The 19,850-nt window shown below is 62.0% G+C and carries 26 protein-coding genes; 14 read left to right on the top strand and 12 right to left on the bottom strand.

Annotated features, from left to right (window positions below):
- Window positions 1-107: 107 nt before the first annotated feature.
- The 6 genes from K3557_RS17325 to K3557_RS17350 form a co-directional block, all read right to left on the bottom strand.
- A complete protein-coding gene (locus K3557_RS17325) occupies window positions 108-665 on the bottom strand; it encodes a F0F1 ATP synthase subunit B (RefSeq protein WP_259995256.1) in 558 nt (185 codons plus the stop codon).
- A gap of 4 nt (window positions 666-669) precedes the next feature.
- A complete protein-coding gene (locus tag K3557_RS17330) occupies window positions 670-1,218 on the bottom strand; it encodes a F0F1 ATP synthase subunit B' (RefSeq protein WP_259989163.1) in 549 nt (182 codons plus the stop codon).
- Between the two features lie 88 nt (window positions 1,219-1,306).
- On the bottom strand, window positions 1,307-1,543 hold the full coding sequence (locus K3557_RS17335; RefSeq protein WP_008205040.1) for a F0F1 ATP synthase subunit C: 237 nt from the start codon (window positions 1,541-1,543) through the stop codon (window positions 1,307-1,309).
- 84 nt (window positions 1,544-1,627) lie between these two features.
- Window positions 1,628-2,428 carry a F0F1 ATP synthase subunit A gene (locus tag K3557_RS17340; protein WP_129369298.1) on the bottom strand — a complete coding sequence of 267 codons (801 nt, stop codon included), beginning with the start codon at window positions 2,426-2,428 and terminating at the stop codon, window positions 1,628-1,630.
- Window positions 2,429-2,468: 40 nt separating this feature from the next.
- Window positions 2,469-2,813: an AtpZ/AtpI family protein gene (locus tag K3557_RS17345; RefSeq protein WP_239032530.1), complete on the bottom strand. Its 345-nt coding sequence runs from the start codon at window positions 2,811-2,813 to the stop codon at window positions 2,469-2,471.
- A 193-nt stretch (window positions 2,814-3,006) separates the two neighbouring features.
- Window positions 3,007-3,903 carry a DMT family transporter gene (locus K3557_RS17350; protein WP_259999670.1) on the bottom strand — a complete coding sequence of 299 codons (897 nt, stop codon included), beginning with the start codon at window positions 3,901-3,903 and terminating at the stop codon, window positions 3,007-3,009.
- Between the two features lie 89 nt (window positions 3,904-3,992).
- Here K3557_RS17350 and K3557_RS17355 point away from each other — a divergent pair, with 89 nt between their 5' ends.
- A complete protein-coding gene (locus K3557_RS17355) occupies window positions 3,993-4,337 on the top strand; it encodes a helix-turn-helix transcriptional regulator (RefSeq protein WP_129369296.1) in 345 nt (114 codons plus the stop codon).
- Here K3557_RS17355 and K3557_RS17360 read toward each other — a convergent pair.
- The 3 genes from K3557_RS17360 to K3557_RS17370 all read right to left on the bottom strand — a co-directional run bounded on the left by K3557_RS17360 (window position 4,334) and on the right by K3557_RS17370 (window position 6,661).
- Window positions 4,334-4,744 (bottom strand): universal stress protein, encoded by a 411-nt coding sequence (locus K3557_RS17360; RefSeq protein ID WP_259989152.1) that lies wholly within the window; start codon window positions 4,742-4,744, stop codon window positions 4,334-4,336. The two genes, K3557_RS17355 and K3557_RS17360, sit on opposite strands and share 4 nt — an antisense overlap.
- Before the next feature lie 145 nt (window positions 4,745-4,889).
- The gene (locus K3557_RS17365) at window positions 4,890-5,786 is read right to left on the bottom strand and encodes a DMT family transporter (protein ID WP_259995257.1); all 897 of its coding nucleotides are present in this window, start codon (window positions 5,784-5,786) and stop codon (window positions 4,890-4,892) included.
- Window positions 5,783-6,661 (bottom strand): LysR family transcriptional regulator, encoded by an 879-nt coding sequence (locus tag K3557_RS17370; protein ID WP_237455866.1) that lies wholly within the window; start codon window positions 6,659-6,661, stop codon window positions 5,783-5,785. The genes K3557_RS17365 and K3557_RS17370 overlap by 4 nt, the downstream gene beginning before the upstream one ends.
- A 127-nt stretch (window positions 6,662-6,788) precedes the next feature.
- On the opposite strand from K3557_RS17370, the gene K3557_RS17375 reads away from it, so the two are divergent.
- Complete coding sequence (locus K3557_RS17375) at window positions 6,789-7,370, top strand: FMN-dependent NADH-azoreductase (protein ID WP_259995258.1); 582 nt, start codon at window positions 6,789-6,791, stop codon at window positions 7,368-7,370.
- Between the two features lie 119 nt (window positions 7,371-7,489).
- Window positions 7,490-8,242: an aspartate/glutamate racemase family protein gene (locus K3557_RS17380; RefSeq protein WP_259995259.1), complete on the top strand. Its 753-nt coding sequence runs from the start codon at window positions 7,490-7,492 to the stop codon at window positions 8,240-8,242.
- Here the strand turns inward: K3557_RS17380 and K3557_RS17385 are convergent.
- Both K3557_RS17385 and K3557_RS17390 read right to left on the bottom strand, forming a co-directional pair.
- Window positions 8,239-8,766 carry a prolyl-tRNA synthetase associated domain-containing protein gene (locus K3557_RS17385; RefSeq protein WP_259995260.1) on the bottom strand — a complete coding sequence of 176 codons (528 nt, stop codon included), beginning with the start codon at window positions 8,764-8,766 and terminating at the stop codon, window positions 8,239-8,241. The genes K3557_RS17380 and K3557_RS17385 overlap by 4 nt on opposite strands.
- A 108-nt stretch (window positions 8,767-8,874) precedes the next feature.
- Complete coding sequence (locus tag K3557_RS17390) at window positions 8,875-10,782, bottom strand: elongation factor G (protein ID WP_259989139.1); 1,908 nt, start codon at window positions 10,780-10,782, stop codon at window positions 8,875-8,877.
- Between the two features lie 275 nt (window positions 10,783-11,057).
- Between K3557_RS17390 and K3557_RS17395 the strand changes: the two genes are divergently transcribed.
- From K3557_RS17395 to rimM, 9 genes are all read left to right on the top strand, one after another.
- Complete coding sequence (locus K3557_RS17395) at window positions 11,058-11,582, top strand: hypothetical protein (RefSeq protein ID WP_259995261.1); 525 nt, start codon at window positions 11,058-11,060, stop codon at window positions 11,580-11,582.
- A gap of 212 nt (window positions 11,583-11,794) precedes the next feature.
- Window positions 11,795-13,318 carry a signal recognition particle protein gene (gene ffh / locus K3557_RS17400; RefSeq protein WP_259995263.1) on the top strand — a complete coding sequence of 508 codons (1,524 nt, stop codon included), beginning with the start codon at window positions 11,795-11,797 and terminating at the stop codon, window positions 13,316-13,318.
- Between the two features lie 3 nt (window positions 13,319-13,321).
- Window positions 13,322-13,873, top strand: coding sequence for a GNAT family N-acetyltransferase (locus tag K3557_RS17405; protein ID WP_259995265.1), 552 nt, complete (start codon window positions 13,322-13,324; stop codon window positions 13,871-13,873).
- A 149-nt stretch (window positions 13,874-14,022) separates the two neighbouring features.
- Entirely contained in the window at window positions 14,023-14,589 is a 567-nt protein-coding gene (locus K3557_RS17410; protein ID WP_259995267.1) for a GNAT family N-acetyltransferase, read from the top strand.
- Window positions 14,590-14,650: 61 nt separating this feature from the next.
- Window positions 14,651-15,253, top strand: a complete 603-nt coding sequence (locus K3557_RS17415) for a GNAT family N-acetyltransferase (RefSeq protein WP_259989129.1) — start codon at window positions 14,651-14,653, stop codon at window positions 15,251-15,253.
- A gap of 114 nt (window positions 15,254-15,367) precedes the next feature.
- On the top strand, window positions 15,368-15,676 hold the full coding sequence (locus K3557_RS17420; protein WP_259995270.1) for a chorismate mutase: 309 nt from the start codon (window positions 15,368-15,370) through the stop codon (window positions 15,674-15,676).
- Between the two features lie 61 nt (window positions 15,677-15,737).
- Window positions 15,738-16,106 (top strand): 30S ribosomal protein S16, encoded by a 369-nt coding sequence (gene rpsP, locus K3557_RS17425; RefSeq protein WP_259992531.1) that lies wholly within the window; start codon window positions 15,738-15,740, stop codon window positions 16,104-16,106.
- Window positions 16,107-16,164: 58 nt separating this feature from the next.
- Window positions 16,165-16,749, top strand: a complete 585-nt coding sequence (gene bluB, locus K3557_RS17430; protein WP_259992530.1) for a 5,6-dimethylbenzimidazole synthase — start codon at window positions 16,165-16,167, stop codon at window positions 16,747-16,749.
- A 153-nt stretch (window positions 16,750-16,902) separates the two neighbouring features.
- Window positions 16,903-17,406 carry a ribosome maturation factor RimM gene (gene rimM / locus K3557_RS17435; protein WP_259995272.1) on the top strand — a complete coding sequence of 168 codons (504 nt, stop codon included), beginning with the start codon at window positions 16,903-16,905 and terminating at the stop codon, window positions 17,404-17,406.
- A 15-nt stretch (window positions 17,407-17,421) separates the two neighbouring features.
- On the opposite strand, the gene K3557_RS17440 is transcribed toward rimM, so the two are convergent.
- On the bottom strand, window positions 17,422-18,249 hold the full coding sequence (locus tag K3557_RS17440; protein ID WP_259995274.1) for an aminoglycoside phosphotransferase family protein: 828 nt from the start codon (window positions 18,247-18,249) through the stop codon (window positions 17,422-17,424).
- Window positions 18,250-18,521: 272 nt separating this feature from the next.
- On the opposite strand from K3557_RS17440, the gene trmD reads away from it, so the two are divergent.
- Together trmD and K3557_RS17450 are read left to right on the top strand one after the other, a co-directional pair.
- Window positions 18,522-19,325: a tRNA (guanosine(37)-N1)-methyltransferase TrmD gene (gene trmD / locus K3557_RS17445; RefSeq protein ID WP_259995276.1), complete on the top strand. Its 804-nt coding sequence runs from the start codon at window positions 18,522-18,524 to the stop codon at window positions 19,323-19,325.
- A gap of 125 nt (window positions 19,326-19,450) precedes the next feature.
- Entirely contained in the window at window positions 19,451-19,786 is a 336-nt protein-coding gene (locus tag K3557_RS17450; RefSeq protein WP_129372790.1) for a YegP family protein, read from the top strand.
- The last annotated feature ends 64 nt before the right edge of the window (window positions 19,787-19,850 follow it).

The following is a 19,850-nucleotide window of genomic DNA, read 5'->3' on the forward strand; positions in this document are numbered from 1 at the left end:
CGGCGCGGGGATTTGCGGAATGGGTTCACATCATCCCCTCCCGATCACGCACAAAAAAAACCCGGCCGCTTGGGCCGGGTTTTTAAACTCAACAGTGTCTGCCAAACTCAGTGCAGCTTGGCGTCCACATCCGCGATGGCGGCGTCGATCAGCTTGTTGGCCTCTGCGGCGGTCATCTGCTTGGAGATCACCTGATCCGCCGCAGAAACAGCGATTGTGATCGCCTGATCGCGCACTTCTTTCACAGCCGAGGCTTCTGCCGAAGCGATCTGCTCCTCGGCGGCCGCCAGACGGCGGGCAATGGAGGTTTGCAGATCCGCTTTTGCCTGGTCCGCTGCGCGGGCAGCTTCGTAACGGGCGGCAGCAACGATCTGATCAGCCTGGGCCTGAACTTCCTGCTGCTTACGCTCATAGGACGCCAGAACGGTCTGGGCCTCTTCACGCAGCGCGCGGGCTTCGTTCAGCTCCTTCTGGATACCTTCTGCACGGTTATCCAGCTGGCCTGCGAGCAGCGACGGCACTTTGGCAAACAGCAGAATGCCAATGAACAGCACAAAACCGAGCCCCACAACCAGATTGGTGTTGGACAGGTCCAGGCCGCCGCCGGCAGCAAAGGCTGGCGAAGCTGCACCCAAGGTCAGGGCAAGGGCGAGAATATTGCGCATGTCCTTATCCTTTCGTCCGCTCGGCAACTGCCGCGGCAATTGCGTCTGCGTCTGCCGAACCGCCCAGTGCGCTTACCAGCGCCCCTGCGGTATCGGTGGCAACAGCCTTTACGCTTTCCAGCGCACCGGCCTTGATTTCGGCGATTGCCTTTTCGGACTCGGCGGCCTTGGCAGAGATCTGTTCGTCTGCTTTGGCAATTGCCTCGTCCAGCCCGGCCTGAATTTCCACACGTGTCTCAGCAACGATGCGCTGAGATTCGGCACGGGCATCTGCCAGAGCTTTGTTATATGCGTTTTCGGCCTCGACTGCCTTGGCTTTAAGGTCTTCAGCCGCGGCGAGGTCGTTGGTGATGGTCCCCTGACGCTCGGCCAGCACCGCCGCAATGCGGGGCAGCGCGACGCGCGACAGGATGAGGTAGATCACGACCAGAGCGACCGCGAGCCAGAAGATCTGGTTCCCGAAGGTCGAGAAGTCCAGCTGCGGCATACCCGGAGCAGACCCGTGCGCTGCGTCTGCGGCGCCGTGTGCTGCGTCTTGCGTATTAGATGCCATGTCGTCCTCCTTGGGAACTTGCCGTTACACCGGGCAGTGCGGATTTAGGCCGCACTGCCCGGCCGTAAGGAAATAGGTTCCTGAGGTCTTAGACGGCGAACATCAGCAGCAGAGCGACCAGGAACGAGAAGATGCCCAGTGCTTCTGCAAATGCGATGCCGATGAACAGGGTTGCGGTCTGGCCGGCGGCTGCCGACGGGTTGCGCAGTGCGCCTGCCAGGAAGTTGCCGGCAACGTGGCCCACACCGATTGCGGCTGCGCCGGAACCGATTGCTGCCAGGCCTGCGCCGATGAACTGACCGAGTTGTGCGATATCGCCTTCCATGAGTATTCTCCTTACGATGGAATGTGGTGATTTAGGGTCTGGGTGAACCGCCAGGCTCACCCGGTAAACTTGTCGATCCTGGCCTTAGTGGCTCGGGTGCAGCGCATCCTTCAGGTACACGCAGGTCAGGATGGTAAAGACGTAGGCCTGAATGAAGGCCACCAGAACTTCGAGTGCGTAAACCGCGGTGATGGCAAAAATCGGCAGGAAGCTGAACATGCCCAGTGCTGCGGCAAAGCCTGCGAACACTTTCAGAACCGCGTGGCCCGCCATTACGTTGCCTGCCAGACGAATGCTGTGGCTGACGGGACGCACGAAATAGGAAATCAGCTCGATGATGGCCAGGATCGGGCGCAGCGCCAGCGGCGCACTCGACACCCAGAACAGGCCCAGGAAACCGGCGCCGTTCTTGACGAAACCAACGATGGTCACGGTGAAGAACACCAGCGCCGCCAGAACCGCGGTCACCGCGATGTGCGAGGTTGTAGTGAACGAACCGGGGATCAGGCCCAGGAAGTTGGCCATCACGATGAACATGAACAAGGTCATGATGTAGGGGAAGAACTTGACGCCGTCTTTGCCAGCCACGTCCTCGACCATTTTGTAGATAAAGCCATAAGCCAGCTCTGCAACCGACTGGGCGCGGCCCGGCACGATGGCACGGCGCGATGAGCCCATGACCAGCAGCGCAAACACCGCGGCTACAGCCAGCGCCATCCACAGGGTCACGTTGGTCGGGGTGTACCAGGAGATGTGATCGCCAAACAGTGCTGCCACGTTGAACTGATCCATCGGGTGGATTGCCAGCTTTGACTCCGCCGGGGCGAAAATCAGGCCGGATACCAGCACCAGCGCCAGCGCTGCGTAAAAGAAAATTTTGCCCATCGGTCCGCTTCTCCTGTCGCCGGCGTTTGATCCCGTCGGATCAGTCCCGGTCTTGCGCATTTTTCTTGGCCTCATCGGCCAGTTTCTGTTCCTGGATCTCCTGCGCGGTGCGAAGCATTGTCTTCACTCCAGCCGCAAGGCCCAGCATTACAAACAGCACCATGAAGATGGGCAGGGTTCCAAAAAGAAGGTCCAGCCCGTATCCGATGCCAAAGCCGATCCCGAGACCGGCCACCAATTCAATCACCATCCGCCAGGCCTGATTGGCCATGGAATAGTGCTCATCCGCGCGCGGCTTGGGCTGTTGTGCCTTACGCGCCGCCGCGAGCTTCTCCTCCAGCTGCGCCATGCGCTGCTTTTGGTCGTCGTCGGTCACGGGCGCCATCCTCACGCGATTTCTATGAGGTTGCTAAGGCCATGGAGCTTAGGAGTCAATTACAAGGACAGAAGATTCAGAACATCTTCAAGTAGCTGATTTATATATAACAATTAGATATCGAGAAAGGTCGCGCCGCTCTGCCGCAGCAACCGTTAGCGCCAATCCACCCCAGTTTCCATATTCAACCAAAAGGTTGATTTTATCGAATGGGCGGTTTTGCCATCCGCCAGCGCACAATCCGCCCGTCGATCAGCAACAATCCCAGCAGGATCGCTGCCATGCCCCACAGATGCTCTGCCAGCAGCTGCTCCTTCAGGATGTAGGTTCCAAGGAACAGCGCCGAAACCGGCGCGATCAGCGTCGGCAGGGTTATGTTGGTTGGTCCCACCTTGGGCAGCACCCAGTAAAAGGCGATGAATGCGGCCGAGGTCAGAACAAAACCGATGATGAACAAGGAGGCCCAGGTCTCCATCCGCGTCACATGCGGCAGGCCTTCGCTCCAGATCGCCAGCGGTGCGATCGCCGCGGTGGCCCCGGTCAGAGCAATCGCCACCAGCACCACCGGCTCCATGTCCCGGAAACTGCGCGCGAAATTGACCGAAAACGCATAGCACAACGGTGCGCACAGGGTGATCAGAACCGCCCAGATCTCCGACGACTGGCCGCTTTCCAGCAGAGGCAGCGACAGCAGCACGATACCAAGGAACCCGCAGACCACCCCTAGTGACTTCAACCCGGTTGCGCGCTCGCCGCCGGGCCAGAAATGCGAGACAACCACCGCCAGCGCCGGCGTGGTCGCATTGACAATCCCGGCCACGCCGCTGGCGATATGCTGCTGGCCCAGCGCGTAAAAGGCAAAAGGCCCGGCATAGCTGAGCACTCCAAAGCCAAACAGCGCCAGCCAGCGTCCAGGCTCTGCCGGCACCCGCTTGCGCGCCGCCAGCACATAGATCCAGCAGCCCAGCGCGCCAAATCCGACCCGCCCCATCGACACCGACAACGGTCCCAGTTCGCGCAGCAGAATGGCATTGAACATGAACGACATGCCCCAGCCGATGCCGAGAATGAATATCACCAGCCAGTACTTCAATGCCATGCCATCAATCCCCGCGCGCTTGAAAGGCGCCACCATGACGGTTCAGGACAGATTGTCAAACTGCCGGACGATGGGTAGGAGTATCAGGCATGAGCGACCCTCTCGACACTGTCTTTGCGGCCTTGGCCGACCCGACCCGCCGGGCGATCCTCACCATGCTGTTGGAGGACGATATGGCGGTGACCGACGTGGCGGAACCGTTCGAGATGTCGCTGGCAGCAATTTCAAAACACCTAGTCATCCTGACCCGCGCAGGCCTGATCGCGCAGGAAAAGCATGGCCGGGTCAAATGGTGCAAGCTGCAACCGGATGCCATGCGCGCAGCCTCGGTCTGGATGCAGGGCTTCGGCCAGTTCGAACCGGTCAATCTGGATGCCTTTGAACGCTTTCTGGAGGCCGAGCATCTGTCCGAGGACGCCCAGCCGGACCCCTAGCGCACCACAAAGACCGAGGCTTCGGAATGCAGCACCAGATGGCTGGCATGGGACGAAAACACATAGTCCAGAATTCCAGGCATATGGGTGCCCATCACAACCAAATCCACTTCCAGCTCCTTAGCGGTCCGGGGCAGGATGGAGTCGATCTCTGATCCGACATCCACCGAATAGACCGGCAACCCCTCCACCCTTGCACCGGTCTGTGCCGCCATCTTGCTTGCCAGGTCCGCCAGCTCGTCACCAGACGGCCCTACTGTATGCCCGCGTTTGACCTGCTGATCCGTCACATGCACCAGTGTTACGCGCGAGCTGTGATTTTTGGCAAAGTCCGCCGCCACATCCAGGGCTTTCTTGACCGATGCGGGCATGTGCAGATCAACGGGCACCATGATATGCTTGAACATTACTCCCTCCTCTATCCGAAGAGTCCCTCAGGACCAGTATAGCGGAAAACAAGGGAATTGCGTTGACCTGCCGCAAGCCGCGGCGAAGGGCCGCCGGAAGGCACGCCCGCTGCGGTCAGGCCCGTTCCATTCAGGCCCGTTGCGTTCAGGCCGGGACCCGCGACCGCGCCCCTTCCAGCAGCATCACCAGCGCCACCACCGACATCGCCACCCCGATCAGCACCAGGCCCGGCGGCGCGCCGCGGCCCAGCGCGATCTCCCACAGGATCACCCAGCTTGGGGTGAGATAGGTATAGGCCATCACCTTGGCCGAGGGCAGCCGCATCGCCGCATATTGCAGCAGCACAAAGGTGGCAGAGCTGGCGCAGACCGCCAAGTAGAACAGGCCGATCCAGACGATACCGGGCAGCTGGGCCCAATTGGTGGCCAGAATGTCCTGCCAGCCGAACACCGCCAGCAGCGCACCGCCTGCCAGCAGCATCCCGAAGGTAAAGACCACGGCAGGCTCGCCCCGGTTCAGCTTGCGCACCATCGGCGTATAGATCGCATGCAGCACGCAGCCCCAGAAATAGATGACCTCGCCCTGGCCGATCTCGAATGCCGCCAAGGCGCCCGGATCACCGCGCACGATCACCCAGACCGCGCCTGCCGCACCAATCGCCAGCGCCAGTGCCATCCAGCCGGTAGTGATCTGCCGCAGCAGCAGCCAGCCGAACACGGCGCTCATCACCGGCACCAGCGTGAATACCGCCGCGGCACTGACCGGCGCCGCTGTCTGCAGCCCGTAGAACATCAGCACGAAATAGCCGCCGAACAGCCCACCCAGCACTGCAAACCGCCAGGGCGCGCGGAAATGCACCCGCTGCAGCCCGGTGGTGGCCAGCGCCGCGACACCGATCACCACAGCGGCAATACCAAACCGCGCCGCATTCAAGGCCGCTGGTGCAATCTCGTTGGCGACCATGACACCCAGCGAGAAAGACCCCGCCACCAGTGCCGAAAACAACAGCATCGCCAGATGCCCGCGCAGTGCCTCGCTCACAGCTGCCAGTCCTTTACCTGTTCCTTGAGGAACGTCAGGAACGCCTGCACCTTGGTGGTCCGGTGCAGATCCACATGGGTCACCAGCCACAATGCGCCTTCCCAGTCTTCCTGCGGCGGCATCATCTCAACCAGATCCGGTTGCCGCCGCGCCTCCCAGGCCGCCATAAAGCCAATCCCGGCACCGCTGCGGACCGCCGACTTCAGGGTAAAGCCATCGGTACAGCGAAAGGCGATGGCCTCAGCCGGCGCATTGGCCCGCAACCAGCGCGAAAACGGCGCCCTGCTGCTCTCATCGTCCTGACCGACAAACCGGTGATTGGGAATATCCTCGACACCCTTCAGCATTCCGTATTCTTCGGCATAAGCCTTGGAGGCATAGAGCCCGATCTGCTGTTTCATGAAAGGCTGCACCACATTGTCGGGCTGATCCGGTGCATTGCCTGCACGTATCGCCACATGCGCCTCGCCATACTCCAGCCGGAACAGCCGGTCACCGGTCAGGTAACGGATAATCAGCCCCGGATGCATATCCTGAAACAGCTTCAACGCCGGCACCATCATCGGTGCAAAGGACGCCAGCGAGGTCACAACCAGCTCGCCCGACACATCGTCGCCCTGCCCTTTCAGCCGCCCGACCAGCTGGCTGAACTGGTCATCGGTCGCCTGCGCCACCCGCAGCAAATCCTGACCGGATTCCGTCGGGGTATAGCCGCGGGCATGACGCTGAAAAAGCTTAACGCCCAGCCGCGCCTCGATCGCATCGATATGCCGGATCACCGTCGCGTGATGCACGCCCAGCACCTCGGCGGCACCGCTGACCGTGCCCATGCGGGCCACTTGATAGGCGGTGCGGACTTCGTCCCAATTATCCATGGCGGCCTCCTTGCCGGCGAAATAGCGATTTCTTGCAAAAACGCACAATTCATGTGATTGAAGCGGTGTTGCGTTCGAAAATGCAATAACCCAAATTCCTGTCAGCAACAAGCACAGGAATACTGTAATGACCCGTACCATCCTTCATATCGACTCCTCCGCCCGCACCGACGGCTCCGTTTCCCGCGATCTTTCGGCGCAGATCACCAGCCGCCTTGGCGCCTCCGATGTGATCCGCCGCGATCTGGCTGCGCCGCTGCCGCTGCTGGACGGCGCCTGGATCGGGGCCAACTTCACCCCGGCAGACCAGCGCAGCGATGAACAAAAGCAGCTGCTGGCCCTTTCCGACTCGCTGGTGGAGGAACTGAAACACGCCGATACCATCGTGATCGGCACGCCGATCTACAACTTCTCGGTGCCGTCCACACTCAAGGCCTGGATTGACCTGGTGGCCCGCGTGGGCGTCACCTTCCGCTATGAGGAAACCGGTCCCGTCGGCCTGTTGGAAGGCAAGCGCGCCATCATCGCGGTGGCCTCCGGCGGCACTCAGGCGGGCTCTGACATAGATTTTGCCACCACCTACCTGCGCCACGTGCTGGGCTTCATCGGCATCACCGAGGTTGAGATCGTTGCCGCCGACGCCCTGATGGTTAACGCTGACAGTGCCCTGGCCAAGGCAAAAACCCAGATCGAAGCGCTGGCGGCCTGATCCCCTCCGCCTCGCGCACCCGCCGTCAGCCCCCCCGGCTGGCGGCATTTTTACGTTTGGCAGCCCGTTGCCGCCATGCCACTCTGCCCGTACACGCTTTTCTAAACAAAGGCATTTCCATGAAGAAGATCGGCATCCTCGGCGGCGTCGGCTGGGCCTCTACCGTCGATTACTACCGCGCCATCTGCGAAGGCGCCGGAGCGTTCTTTGCAGCCCGCGGTGCGGGCTCACCGCTGCCGGTGCCGCCGATCACCATCGAATCCGTGGTGCAGGCGCAGACCCGCGCCTTGCGCGGCCGCCCGGGGGATGAGGCCAGCTGGGCCGGTTTCGACGCCGTCTTCCGCGAGGCGATGCTGACGCTGGAACGGGCAGGCTGCGACTTTGCCATCATCGCCTCCAACACCCCGCACGCCCGGCTGCATGCGATCCGCGACGGGGTGGTGATGCCGGTCCTCAGCATCTTCGACGCGACAGCTGAAGCCGCAGCGCAAACTGGTGCCATCCAGGCGTTGGTGCTGGGCACCGCCGTCACTATGCAGGACCGCAACTATGCCCATGTGCTCGCCGCACATGGAATCAGTGCGAACGATACCCTGCCGCAGGACGAAATCGCAGAGATGCAGGCGATGATCGACGAGAACTTCTATGGCGGTGCGGCCAGTGGCGCACAGGACCGCCTGCTGCGGTTCTGTAAGAAACACGCCGAGCCCGGCACCGCCATTCTGCTGGCCTGCACCGAACTGCCGCTGGCCTTCCCCGATCACATCGACGACGTCAGTTTCGAGGCCGGCGGCTTCCTGTTCGTGAACCCCTCTGCCGCCCATGTCGCCGCCGCGCTGGATTTGGCGCTGGAGGAGGAACGGGCTGGTTAGACCCAACGCACCTCAACGCCGATCTTCTCAAAGAACGCCATCACGTCATCACGCTTCATCGCCACCGTGCGGTCATTGACCAGCGGGTGCATATAGATCACGTCGGCCTCCTGCGCCTGCGCTTCCATATAGAAGGTGACGCCCTTCTCCGCGCCGGTGATCATCGCCAGCGGGCTGACCGCGCCGGGGTGGATGCCAAGGTTCTCCAGCAGCCGGTCAGCTGAGCCGAACGACAGGTTGCCGATGCCCAGCTCAGCGCCCAGCGCCTTCAGGTCGATCTCCCTGTCCTGCTGCAGCGTCACCAGATAGTTCCGCTTTTTCTTATCGCGCAGATACAGGTTCTTCAGCCGCAGCGCGTTTTCGCCCGGCACCATGAACTGCTCCTCGACACCCTTGGCGTCCTCTACCGTGCGCAGCGGCACATGGGTATGCAGCTGATAGGCGATGCCCCAGTCATCCAGCTGCTTCAGCAGCGCATCCGAAGAGACAGGCAGGCTGTCCTGATAAGTTGATGAGGCGTCCATAACGTGCTCCGCGAAATCAGTGTCGAATTGCAGAGCAGATCACGCAAAACAGCAGCGGGGCGCAAGAGGTGTTCTGCCCCCTGCGCCCCGATTTGCGCCAGCCTGGCCTTAGGCCTCGGCGAAATCCGCCCGCCGCGCCTCTTCGTAGTGGTCGAAATCAGTGCTGAACCAGCCGGTACCGCGGGTGGCACTGGCCAGCGTGTTGCACAGGTTATCCTGCGCCGACATCGGCAGCAGGGTTTCGAACACGTCCCAGCCGGCCACGCCGTCCTCAGCCTCGAACCCCAGAATCTGCCCCTTCATGCCGCTCACCACCGGCACCAGCCCGCCGGTGAAGACGGACGGCACATGGATATGCACCCGCATGATCGGTTGCAGCAGCACCGCGCCGGCCTCGGACAGCGCTTCCCGGACCGCGTTCTTGCCTGCGGTGCGGAAGGCATAGTCAGAACTGTCGACCGAGTGATGCTTGCCATCCTTCAGCGTCACGCAGATATCCACTACCGGATGGCCGTTCAGCCCCTGCGCCAGCGCTTCGCGCGCGCCGGCCTCGACCGAGGGGATGTAGTTCTTGGGCACGGCGCCGCCCTTCACGGTTTCCTCGAACACAAAACCGCTGCCGCGCGGCAACGGCTTCACCTCGATCAGCACATCGGCAAACTGCCCCGCGCCGCCGGACTGCTTGCGGTGACGGTATTGGATCTGCACGCTTTTGCTGATGGTCTCGCGGAGCGCCGGCGGCACCTGCCGCTCCTCCACCTCGACGCCGAACTCGTCTTTCAAAGCCTGCTTGATGCGTCGCATGTGCAGCGGCCCCTGCAGGTTCAGCAGCAGATGTCCGCTGGCCTCATCCTGCCCCACCACCAGCGCCGGATCGATCTCCGCCAGCCGCTCCAGCGCGCCTGACAGCCGCGCATCGTCGCGCTCATTCAACGGAGTGATCACCCGCCGGAATGTCGAAGGCCGCGGCTGCGCCCAATCCGGCAACGGCGCCGCCCCATCCGGCCCATAGGCAAAACCCAGGTTCAAATGATCCGATTTAACCGCCTGCCCAATGTCTCCAGCCTGAAACGCGTTGTTCACGGCGCCGCCGATCCCTGTCAGCGACCCCAGAGCCGCGCCGCCGACAGAGGCGCCATTGCCCATGCCTTTGTCCAGCGCGCGCACCATCACCGTCTTGCCAAGATGTTTGACCAGATCCGCCATGCAGCCGACGGCCACCACCGCGCCGTCCTGCGACAGCCGCTCCAGTGCCACGCCCACATCCGGCGCCTCGTGCCGCAGGGACTTCATCAGCCGCAGGATGCCATTCTTATGCTCAGCCGACCCCATCAGTGCCGGAACCAGGTCGTTATGCTGCAGCACCTTGGTCGCCACATCATAGACCTCTTCCGCCATCACCTTCTGATCTTCGATCAGTTCCTCCAGCAGCGTGTCGTCAAAATCCGCCAGCGCTTCCAGCAGCTCGGTGCGGGCCTCCTGCTCGCGCGCATACATTGCCACCGGCAGCTCAATCAGCGCCGAAGGCTTACCCTCCTGATACTGCCAGGCGCGTTCGGAAATCAGATCCACAGCACCCACAACCTCACCATCCTCGCGGATCGGCACCTGCCGCAGAATGATGTTGTGGCTGCAATAGGCCTGAAGCGCGGCAACAATCTCCGCCACCCGGTCCGCCGCCTGGTCCATGCGGTTGACAAAAAGAAAGGCGGGGATGCCCGCCTCTTCCAGTTTGCGCAGATACGGCGCGCTAAGCACCGCAGCCCCGGCATCAGCCGGCACGCAGAGGACGGCAGCATCGCTGGCCGCCAGTGCAGGCCCCGCCTGCGCCAGATTGTCAGCACCGCCCGCGATGTCGATTGCGGCCCAGTGCTCGCCCATGAATGAAAAAGGCTGCAAAGCGGCGACGCCTGCAACCTCCTGCCGTTTACCGGCGGCGCTGTCCAGATTGGCCAGCGCCGTGGCCAGCGTTGATTTGCCGGACTGCGACGGTCCCAGAATAGTGAAAACGCGCATGTATCTGATCCTCCCTTGGCTGATGTGGCTGCTCGGTAAGGATCGCGAACGCTGAGGTCCGCGTAATATGCCTGTGCTGAAGATTTGCCTCGGTGCTCATCCAAGCAAGCCCGCCGGTGAGTGGACGGCATTGGGCCAGCCCCTTGATGTTGGCCAAGCCACCCCGCCTGAGTCAAGCGTGCTATCCCAAGGCCTGTTCCTGTTTGCACTCATATCTGATGCCAAAAGCGCCAGTTTCCCCTGAATTACAGCCTTCCCCAAGGTAAGCTGGGATAATGAAGATCACTCGCAACACCCCGGAGCAGCTGATCCTCGCCGACACGCCTTGGCTGATCGGAATCATGCTCGTCTTTTTTATCCTCGCCTTTGCCGTCGCCGGCCTGGGTATGCTCAGCCAGGGCGGCGACCTGATCTGGCCCGGCCTTATTTTCACCTTGGCTGGCGGCGGCATGGGCGCGCTGGCCTTCTGCCTCTTTGTGCGCAGGGTGCAGGTGATCCTAGACCGCTCCGGCGGCAGTATCGTGATCCGGCGCCAGTCGGTCTTCGGCTACAGCCAGGCCGAACACCGCCTCGCCGACCTGTCCCACGCCGAGGTGGAAAGCACCACCAGCCGCAGCGAGGGCCGCACCCGCACGCTTTACCGCCCGGTGCTAGTGCTGGACGGCGGTATGAGCGCAGGCCGCCACCCGGTGGTTGCAGCCTACACCAACGGCCGCGGCCCGCAGCGGCTGGCCGATGCGATCAATGCATGGCTGCCAGCTGCCCCTGCAACTGTTGACTCTGGCGGTCAATCGGCGTAACGCCATTCCGAACATCCGGAAGCACTGAGTCTTCCGGTCCCTGCCCGTGCCAGGGATCGCCCTCCACCAGCGTGTTACGCCCGTGGGGGCAAACCCGTTTGGTTTGCCCTCGCGACATACACTAAGGACCTTGGCGGCATTTGCGCATGGATCGCATGTCCCCTACATACGGGGGCGCTACAACTGGAAACCGGCACAGGAGGCCGCAAGGCATGTTTGAAAATCTATCCGAACGCCTTTCCGGCGTTTTTGACCGGCTGACCAAACAGGGCGCCCTCAATGAAGAGGACGTCAAGTCCGCCCTGCGCGAAGTCCGCGTCGCCCTGCTGGAGGCTGATGTCTCGCTGCCGGTGGCCCGCGACTTCGTTAAAAAGGTGCAGGAGCAGGCCACCGGCCAGTCCGTCACCAAATCGGTGACCCCGGGCCAGCAAGTGGTCAAAATCGTCCATGACGCGCTGGTGGACGTGCTGCGCGGTGACGAAGATCCCGGCAAGCTGAAAGTCGACAACCCGCCCGCCCCGGTCCTGATGGTCGGCCTTCAGGGCTCCGGCAAGACCACCACCACCGGCAAGCTGGCCAAACGGCTGAGGGACAAAGAGGGCAAGAAAGTCCTGATGGCCTCGCTCGACGTCTACCGCCCGGCGGCGATGGATCAGCTGGCCGTCCTGGGCACCCAGATCGGCGTCGACACCCTGCCGATCGTGCCCGGCCAGAAACCCGTCGATATTGCCAAACGCGCCAAGCAGCAGGCGACGCTGGGCGGCTATGACGTCTACATGCTGGACACCGCCGGCCGCCTGCACATCGACGAAGTGCTGATGCAGGAGGTCGAGGACGTCCGCAATGTGGTCTCTCCGCGCGAAACCCTGCTGGTGGTCGATGGCCTGACCGGCCAGGTCGCCGTTGAGGTGGCCGAGGAATTCGACGCCAAGATCGGCATCAGCGGCGTGGTGCTGACCCGGATGGACGGCGACGGCCGCGGCGGTGCGGCGCTGTCGATGCGCGCTGTCACCGGCAAGCCGATCCGCTTTGTCGGCCTGGGCGAGAAGATGGACGCGCTGGAGACCTTCGAGGCAGACCGCATCGCCGGCCGCATCCTCGGCATGGGCGACATCGTCGCTCTGGTCGAAAAAGCCCAGGAAACCATCGAGGCCGAACAGGCCGAGAAGATGATGAAGCGCATGATGAAGGGTCAGTTCAATATGAACGACCTGAAGATGCAGCTTGAACAGATGCTCCAGATGGGCGGCATGGAGGGCATGATGCAGATGATGCCCGGCATGGGCAAAATGGCCAAGCAGGTGCAGGACGCCGGCATGGACGACAAGGTTCTGAAACGCCAGATCGCCATGATCCAGTCGATGACCAAGAAAGAACGCGCCAACCCCGCCCTGCTGCAGGCCTCCCGCAAGAAACGCATCGCGGCCGGCTCCGGCATGGAGGTTTCCGACCTCAACAAGCTTCTGAAAATGCACCGGCAGATGGCCGATGTGATGAAGAAAATGGGCAAGATGGGCAAAGGCAAGATGCTGAAGCAGGCCATGAAGGGCATGTTCGGCAAAGGCGGCGGCATGCCCGGCATGGACGGTATGGACCCCAGCCAGATGGACCCCAAGGCACTGGAAACGGCCGCCAAGGCGATGGGCGGCGGCAGGGGCATGCCCGGCGGCCTCCCCGGTCTTGGCGGCGGCATGGGCCTGCCCGCAGGCCTCAGCGGCTTCGGCAAGAAGAAGTAACCTATGCAGCTCCCCGTCATCCCTCAGCTTGAAACCGAACGCCTGGTCCTGCGCGGACCGGAGGCGGCGGATTTCGGGCCGGTGGCAGTGTTCTTCGCCGATGAAGCACGCTCCTGGGGATTTGGCGGTCCGCTCGACCGCAACGAAGCCTGGCGCTGGTTCACCATGTCGGTGGGACACTGGGCAATGCGTGGTTTCGGCTTCTGGACCATCACCTGCAAGGATACAGGTGAAACGCTCGGCATCACCGGTATCTGGCAGCCCGAAGGCTGGCCGGAACCGGAACTGGGCTGGGTTGCCTTCCCGGCCGGCGAAGGCCGCGGCATCATGGCCGAGGCCGCGCTGGCCGCGCGCACTCACGCCTATGAGGTCATGGGCCTGTCCGCACTCAGTTCCAACATCTTCCCGGGCAATACCCGTTCGGTGGCGCTGGCCGAACGGCTGGGCGCGGTGTTCGAGGCGGAATTCGACAACCCTAAACACGGGCGTGAACTGGTCTACCGCCATCCTGCCCCTGATGCGCCGAGCGATGGCGGGATGGAGGCCTACGCATGAGCTTCTGTCAAATTTGCACAAACCAGGCCGCCCCAGCAGCCCGGGATGCAGCCCGTTTAACTGAAAATTACGCAGTCTCCCCGATACTCCATCATTGGATGGGTGAAATTTATGCCGGGCGGTCCGCCGCCCGGACAAAGGGGTACAAGATGACTGACGTGCAAACGCCGTATCCGCGGCTTGTTTCAAAGCGCCTCATGCTGATATCTCCGGCAGATCCGGAGTTTGACGCCAATGCGGCCTTCCTGAATCCAGGTGCGGCGCGCTTTATTGATGCGGCGGAAGATCCGGATTCGCTGTGGTGGTCTATTGCCACCATCATCGGCCACTGGCACCTGCACGGCTACGGCCTGTTCGCGGTGGTGGAGCGCAGCACCGGGCAGACCGTGGGTCTTGTCGGCCCCTGGTTCCCAAAGGGCTGGCCGGAACCGGAGCTGTCCTGGCACCTGATGGAAACGGGCCGCGGCAAGGGCTACGCCAGCGAAGCCGCGCAATGTGTTCTCGACTGGCTGTTTACCGAGGCCGGCTGGGACTGCATCGTCTCCTACGTGCCCGAGGAAAACGGCGCCTCCATCGCACTGGCCCAGCGCGTCGGTGCCCGCCCGGAAAAGCCAGTCAGCTTCCGCCTGCAGCCCGCGCCCAATATCCGCGTCTGGCGCCACGTCCCGCCCGCCCGCTTGTCCGGCGCGCAGGCCGAACGGGGCCTGCTGCACTAATGCGCCGTTACGGGATCATAATCCGGCCTGTTCGCGACCTTCCGCTGGAGGGAGCGCGCTGATGCCCTATGATATCCCGGTGATCGAAACCCGCCGTCTGGTACTGCGTGGCCCCGAACCGCAGGACTACCCCGACTTCAAAGCCACCTTCAGCTCCTACCGCTCGCGCTTTATGGGCGGACCGCTGAATACCTACGAGGCCTGGATGCTCTATGCCGCCGAGATCGGCCATTGGCAGGTGCGCGGTTTCGGCATGTGGATGATCCACGACAAGGCCACGGACGAGACTTACGGCATGGCCGGCGGCTGGCAGCCCGCAGGCTGGCCCGAGCGCGAGATCGCCTGGATCATTTGGCCCGGTGCCGCCGGCAAGGGCTATGCGCTGGAGGCGGCACAGGCCGCTCGCGGACATTTTTATTCAAATCTGGGCTGGGAGACCGCGGTCAGCTATATCGACCCCAAGAATCTCGATTCGATCCGGCTGGCAGAGCGGCTCGGCGCTTCCAAGGACCACAGCGCCGCAACCATCGACGGCAATGACGCGGTCTACCGCCACCCTGCGCCGGACACCCTGAAGGACAGCCAGATTGCGCACGGCATCGAAATGGAAATCGGCCACTACGCCGACCCGTTGTTCAAGCCGGAGGGTTGGGCACTTGACTGAGTTGCACCAGAAAGCCCATTGGCTGCGCTGTGGCGGTCCACTTGCTGTGAATAGCAGGTATATGCCCGCTGCTGTCCCGGCACGCCCTGGCATTGCTGCCCTGCGGAGGACCTGATGACGACCGAAACCCAAAACCCCGCCGTCCGCGCAGCCCAGCTGCTGAAGGGCCACCGCGAAAGCATCGACCGGCTGGATGCGATCCTCGTCTACACTCTGGGCGAGCGGTTCAAGCACACCCAGGCAGTGGGGCGGCTCAAGGCTGAACACAACCTTCCGCCGTCTGATCCGACCCGCGAAGCGGCGCAGATCGCGCGGCTTGAAGACTTGGCAAAACAGGCCGATCTAGACCCTGAATTCGCCAAGGCATTTTTGAACTTCATCATCGGTGAAGTCATTCGCCACCATAAGAAACACCAAGAATAACAACGCACAACAGGAACAACCGGGGCAAACCCCGGACAACGCCATCAAAGGAGATGTACCCATGGCAATGAAAATCCGTTTGGCCCGCGGCGGCTCTAAAAAGCGTCCTTTTTACCGCATCGTGGCTGCTGACAGCCGCATGCCGCGCGATGGCCGCTTCATCGAGAAGCTGGGCACCTACAACCCGCTGCTGCCGAAAGACAGCGAAGAGCGCGTGAAAATGGACATGGAACGCGTGCAGCACTGGCTGGATCAGGGCGCACAGCCCACCGACCGTATCGCCCGCATGCTGGAAGCGGCCGGTGTCCGTGCCAAGACCGAGCGCAGCAACCCCAAGAAAGGCGCCCCGGGCAAGAAAGCCCAGGAGCGCGCAGAAGAGAAAGCTGCGAAGGCCGCTGAAGCCTCCGAAGCAACTGCAGACGCGGAATAATTCCGTGGAGTTGCGGGGCGCTTTTCCCGAAGAGTTCCGCAGCCAGCTTGATCTGCTGATGCGGCTCCGGCGCGACGTGCGCCGGTTCCGCAGCGATCCGGTGGAAGAGGCAGTGCTGATGCGCTGCCTCTCTGCCATTCCGCTTGCCCCGTCTGTGGGGCTCAGCGAACCCTGGCGCATCCTGCGGGTGGACAGCAGCCCCGCCCGTGCCGCTGCGCTGAAGAATTTTGAGACTGCCAATGCGCAAGCGCTGGAGGGGTATTCCGGCGAACGCGCCGCGCGTTATGCCGGGCTGAAACTGTCCGGTATGCGCGACGCCCCGGTGCAATTGGCGGTCTACTGCGACGATGAAACTGCGCAAGGCCACGGCCTGGGTGCAGCAACCATGCCGGAGATGCGCCGCTATTCGGTGGTCACCGCTATCACATTGTTCTGGCTTGCTCTTCGCGCCGAAGGACTGGGTCTTGGCTGGGTGTCGGTGCTGGATCCCGAACAGCTGAACCGCGACCTGAACGCCCCCGAAGGCTGGCAGCTGATCGGCTATTTCTGCATTGGCTATCCGGAACGGTTCTCGGACACGCCGGAGCTGGAAGAAACCGGCTGGGAAAGCCGGATGGCCAGCCTGCCGCTTGAAACCCGCTGAGGCCCGTGATGGGACGGTTGATCCGGCTTGTGTTTTTTGTTGCAGTGGCCTTTACCGCAGGCATCTTTTTTGAACGCAACCACCAAAGCGAACTCTGCGAACAATCTGGCGGCCAATGGCTGCGCGCTGGGTTCTGTGCAAAGGAATAAAACTATGAGCGACCTGATTTGCGTGGGAGCGGTGGCCGGCGCTTTCGGCGTGCGCGGCGAGGTGCGGCTCAAGAGCTTTTGCGCCATCCCCGAAGAAATCGGCGACTATTCACCGCTTACCAGCGAGGACGGCAGCCGGAGTTTTACGGTGACCCTGACCCGCCCGGTCAAAAACGGCTTTGCCGCCCTGCTGAGCGGCGTTGAAACCAAAGAGCAGGCCGATGCAGTCAGAGGCCTGCGCCTGTTTGCCCGCCGCGACCAGCTGCCAAAGCTGCCGGATGACGAATTCTATCACACCGACCTGATCGGGCTGGAAGTGTATGACACCGGCGCCACCCTGCTGGGCACAGTGAAATCGGTGCAGAACCACGGCGCCGCCGACCTGCTGGAAATCCACGGCCCCGGCCTGAAAGCCACGGTGCTGCTGCCCTTCACTCTGGAAGCGGTGCCAACCGTGGACCAGGCCCGGGGCCGCATCATTGCCGACCCGCCCGAAGGGCTGTTCTGAGCGGGCTGGCCCCGCTCAGTCCGGTTCTTGTTCCAGAAGTAAATCAAGAACCTTAACCAACTGCTCAAGCTGCCTTTGGCCTTTCTCTCCGGCGGCGCGGCCGGATGCCGAGAACCTGACCCAGGATTCCCAAAGCCGCAGTGCAAAGCAGAACTGGAAAAGCGGTTCACAGGAAACATGCCGCCCGTAGCCTTCTTCGAACGGCGCCCAATCTGCCTGTGAAACCCCGCCAAATCCAGCGTCTCCGTCCAAGCCTGACAAATGGTCCAGGCCATTTGCAAGCCATAGGTTGGAGATATCGCGCTCGGCGATAGAAAACCTCTGGCTGGAAAAATCGATAAAGGAAATCTGATCAGCTGAGGCCAGAATATTCCGGAAATGCAGGTCGCCGTGGGCAAGGCAGGGCTGGTATCTGACACCTCTGGCGCGCCGCCCAGCGCGGTGCAGATACGCACAAAGCCCCAGGAAACGTTTTGGCTTTACAACGGTCACCTCTCCTGTGCGAACGGTACTGGCGGTCCGTGACACAGTTTCAAGATGCCGCTTCGGCCAGAATACCTGCTCATCCGCCGCCGAGCAGCGGTGCAGCGCAGCAACCGCGGCTCCGATCCGCTGCAACAGCCGGTCGCGGTCCCCAAGCCCATAGCCAGCCAGATACAATGCCTGGAATGCTGTATCCCCAGGAGCCAATTCCATCAGCGTGTACTTATACTGGGGATCGCACCAAAGAAGCTGCGGCACCGATACGCCCGCCGTGAATTTCAGCGCCTCTGCTGCGGTTTGGTGGCGTTTCAGGTTCTCCTGATACCGGTGAAGGTTCCCTTCGGCGAAGTCAGCCCGCATCACAACTTCCCTGCCGTCTTGTAAAGAAACTCTCAAGACGCAGCATTGATCCTCTCTTTTGCGGTTGACCTGCATCCGTCTGAACAATGCGCCTGCAGCCGGGAGACCCAGGTCCGAAGCGATCCCGGGCCACAGCGCTTCGGCACGGCGCTGCGCGGCCTCAAACCCGCCCGGCTGCTCAATGGATGCTGGCAGAGAAGTGCGATTCGAAGTCATCCAGGATCCAAAGCTTTCTATTGCGCGAAAATCTGACTGAACTAAACAGCATTACTATGACAGCACCAAGCAAATCCCATGGCCGCAAAGCCATCCGCCCGACCCTGAAACCGCGTGAACTGATGACACCCACGCCGGACCTTGCAGGCGTTTGGAAAGCCAAGGTCATCACCCTGTTTCCCACAGCCTTCCCCGGAGTGCTGGGTGAAAGCCTGACCGGTAAGGCGCTGCAGGACGGGTTGTGGCAACTGGAGACAGTGGATCTGCGCGAGTTCGGCGCCGGCAAGCATCGCAATGTCGATGACACCCCGGCAGGCGGCGGTGCCGGAATGGTGCTGCGCGCAGATGTGCTGGGCACCGCAATTGAGCACACGATGGCCGGCACCAAAGGCAACTGGCCGCTGATCTACCTGTCGCCGCGGGGGCGCCGGATGGACCAGCAGATGATGCAGAACTTCGCCCAATGCGATGGCATGACCCTGTTGTGCGGCCGGTTTGAAGGTGTCGATGAACGGGTACTGGAACATTACGGCATTCAGGAAGTCTCCTTGGGTGATTTCGTGATGACCGGCGGCGAACTGGCCGCGCAGGCACTGATTGATGCCACCGTCCGGCTCCTTCCCGGGGTGCTTGGCAACCAGGCTTCGACCGAGGAAGAAAGCTTCTCCTCCGGCCTGCTGGAGCATCCGCAATACACCCGGCCTGCCGAGTGGAACGGCCGCGCAATCCCGGACGTGCTGATGTCAGGCCATCACGGTAAGATTGCGGAATGGAGACATAGGATGAGCGAAGACATCACCAAGGCCCGCCGTCCTGACCTGTGGGAAGCTCACAGCAGCAAGAAAGACAACAAACGCTGATCGGGTGATTGGCCCGCATCGCCAATTCCGCGTTTACAGCAGCGCCAGCAGCCCCAAAACATTGCCGGATGACCCAAGCCGTGCTTTAGTCCCCTCATATTCATCAGGAATTAGGAGTGAGCAGGGTGTCTGGGAAATTCGAACTTTATACCGATAATGCGGGCGAATTCCGCTTCCGCCTGAAAGCAGGCAACGGCGAGAACATTCTGGCCAGCGAAGGCTACAAGCAGAAAGCCAGTGCTGAGAACGGTATTGAGTCAGTTAAAAAGAACGCTGGCGATGATGGGCGGTATGAGCGCAAGGAAACAGCAGCCGGCAAGCACATGTTCAACCTGAAAGCCACCAATGGCCAGGTGATCGGCACCTCGCAAAGCTATGCCAGCGCCTCTGGCCGCGACAATGGCATCGAGTCCGTCAAGAAAAACGCCCCTGATGCAGCAGTGGACGACAAAACCGGCTAAGATTGCCGGTGTGACAGACACAAGGCCCACCGCCCTTGTGCAGCCACGCCCGTCCGGGGCCCCG

The sequence above is a fragment of the Leisingera sp. M523 genome, from assembly GCF_025141335.1.
In the GTDB taxonomy this organism is placed as follows: Bacteria; Pseudomonadota; Alphaproteobacteria; order Rhodobacterales; family Rhodobacteraceae; genus Leisingera.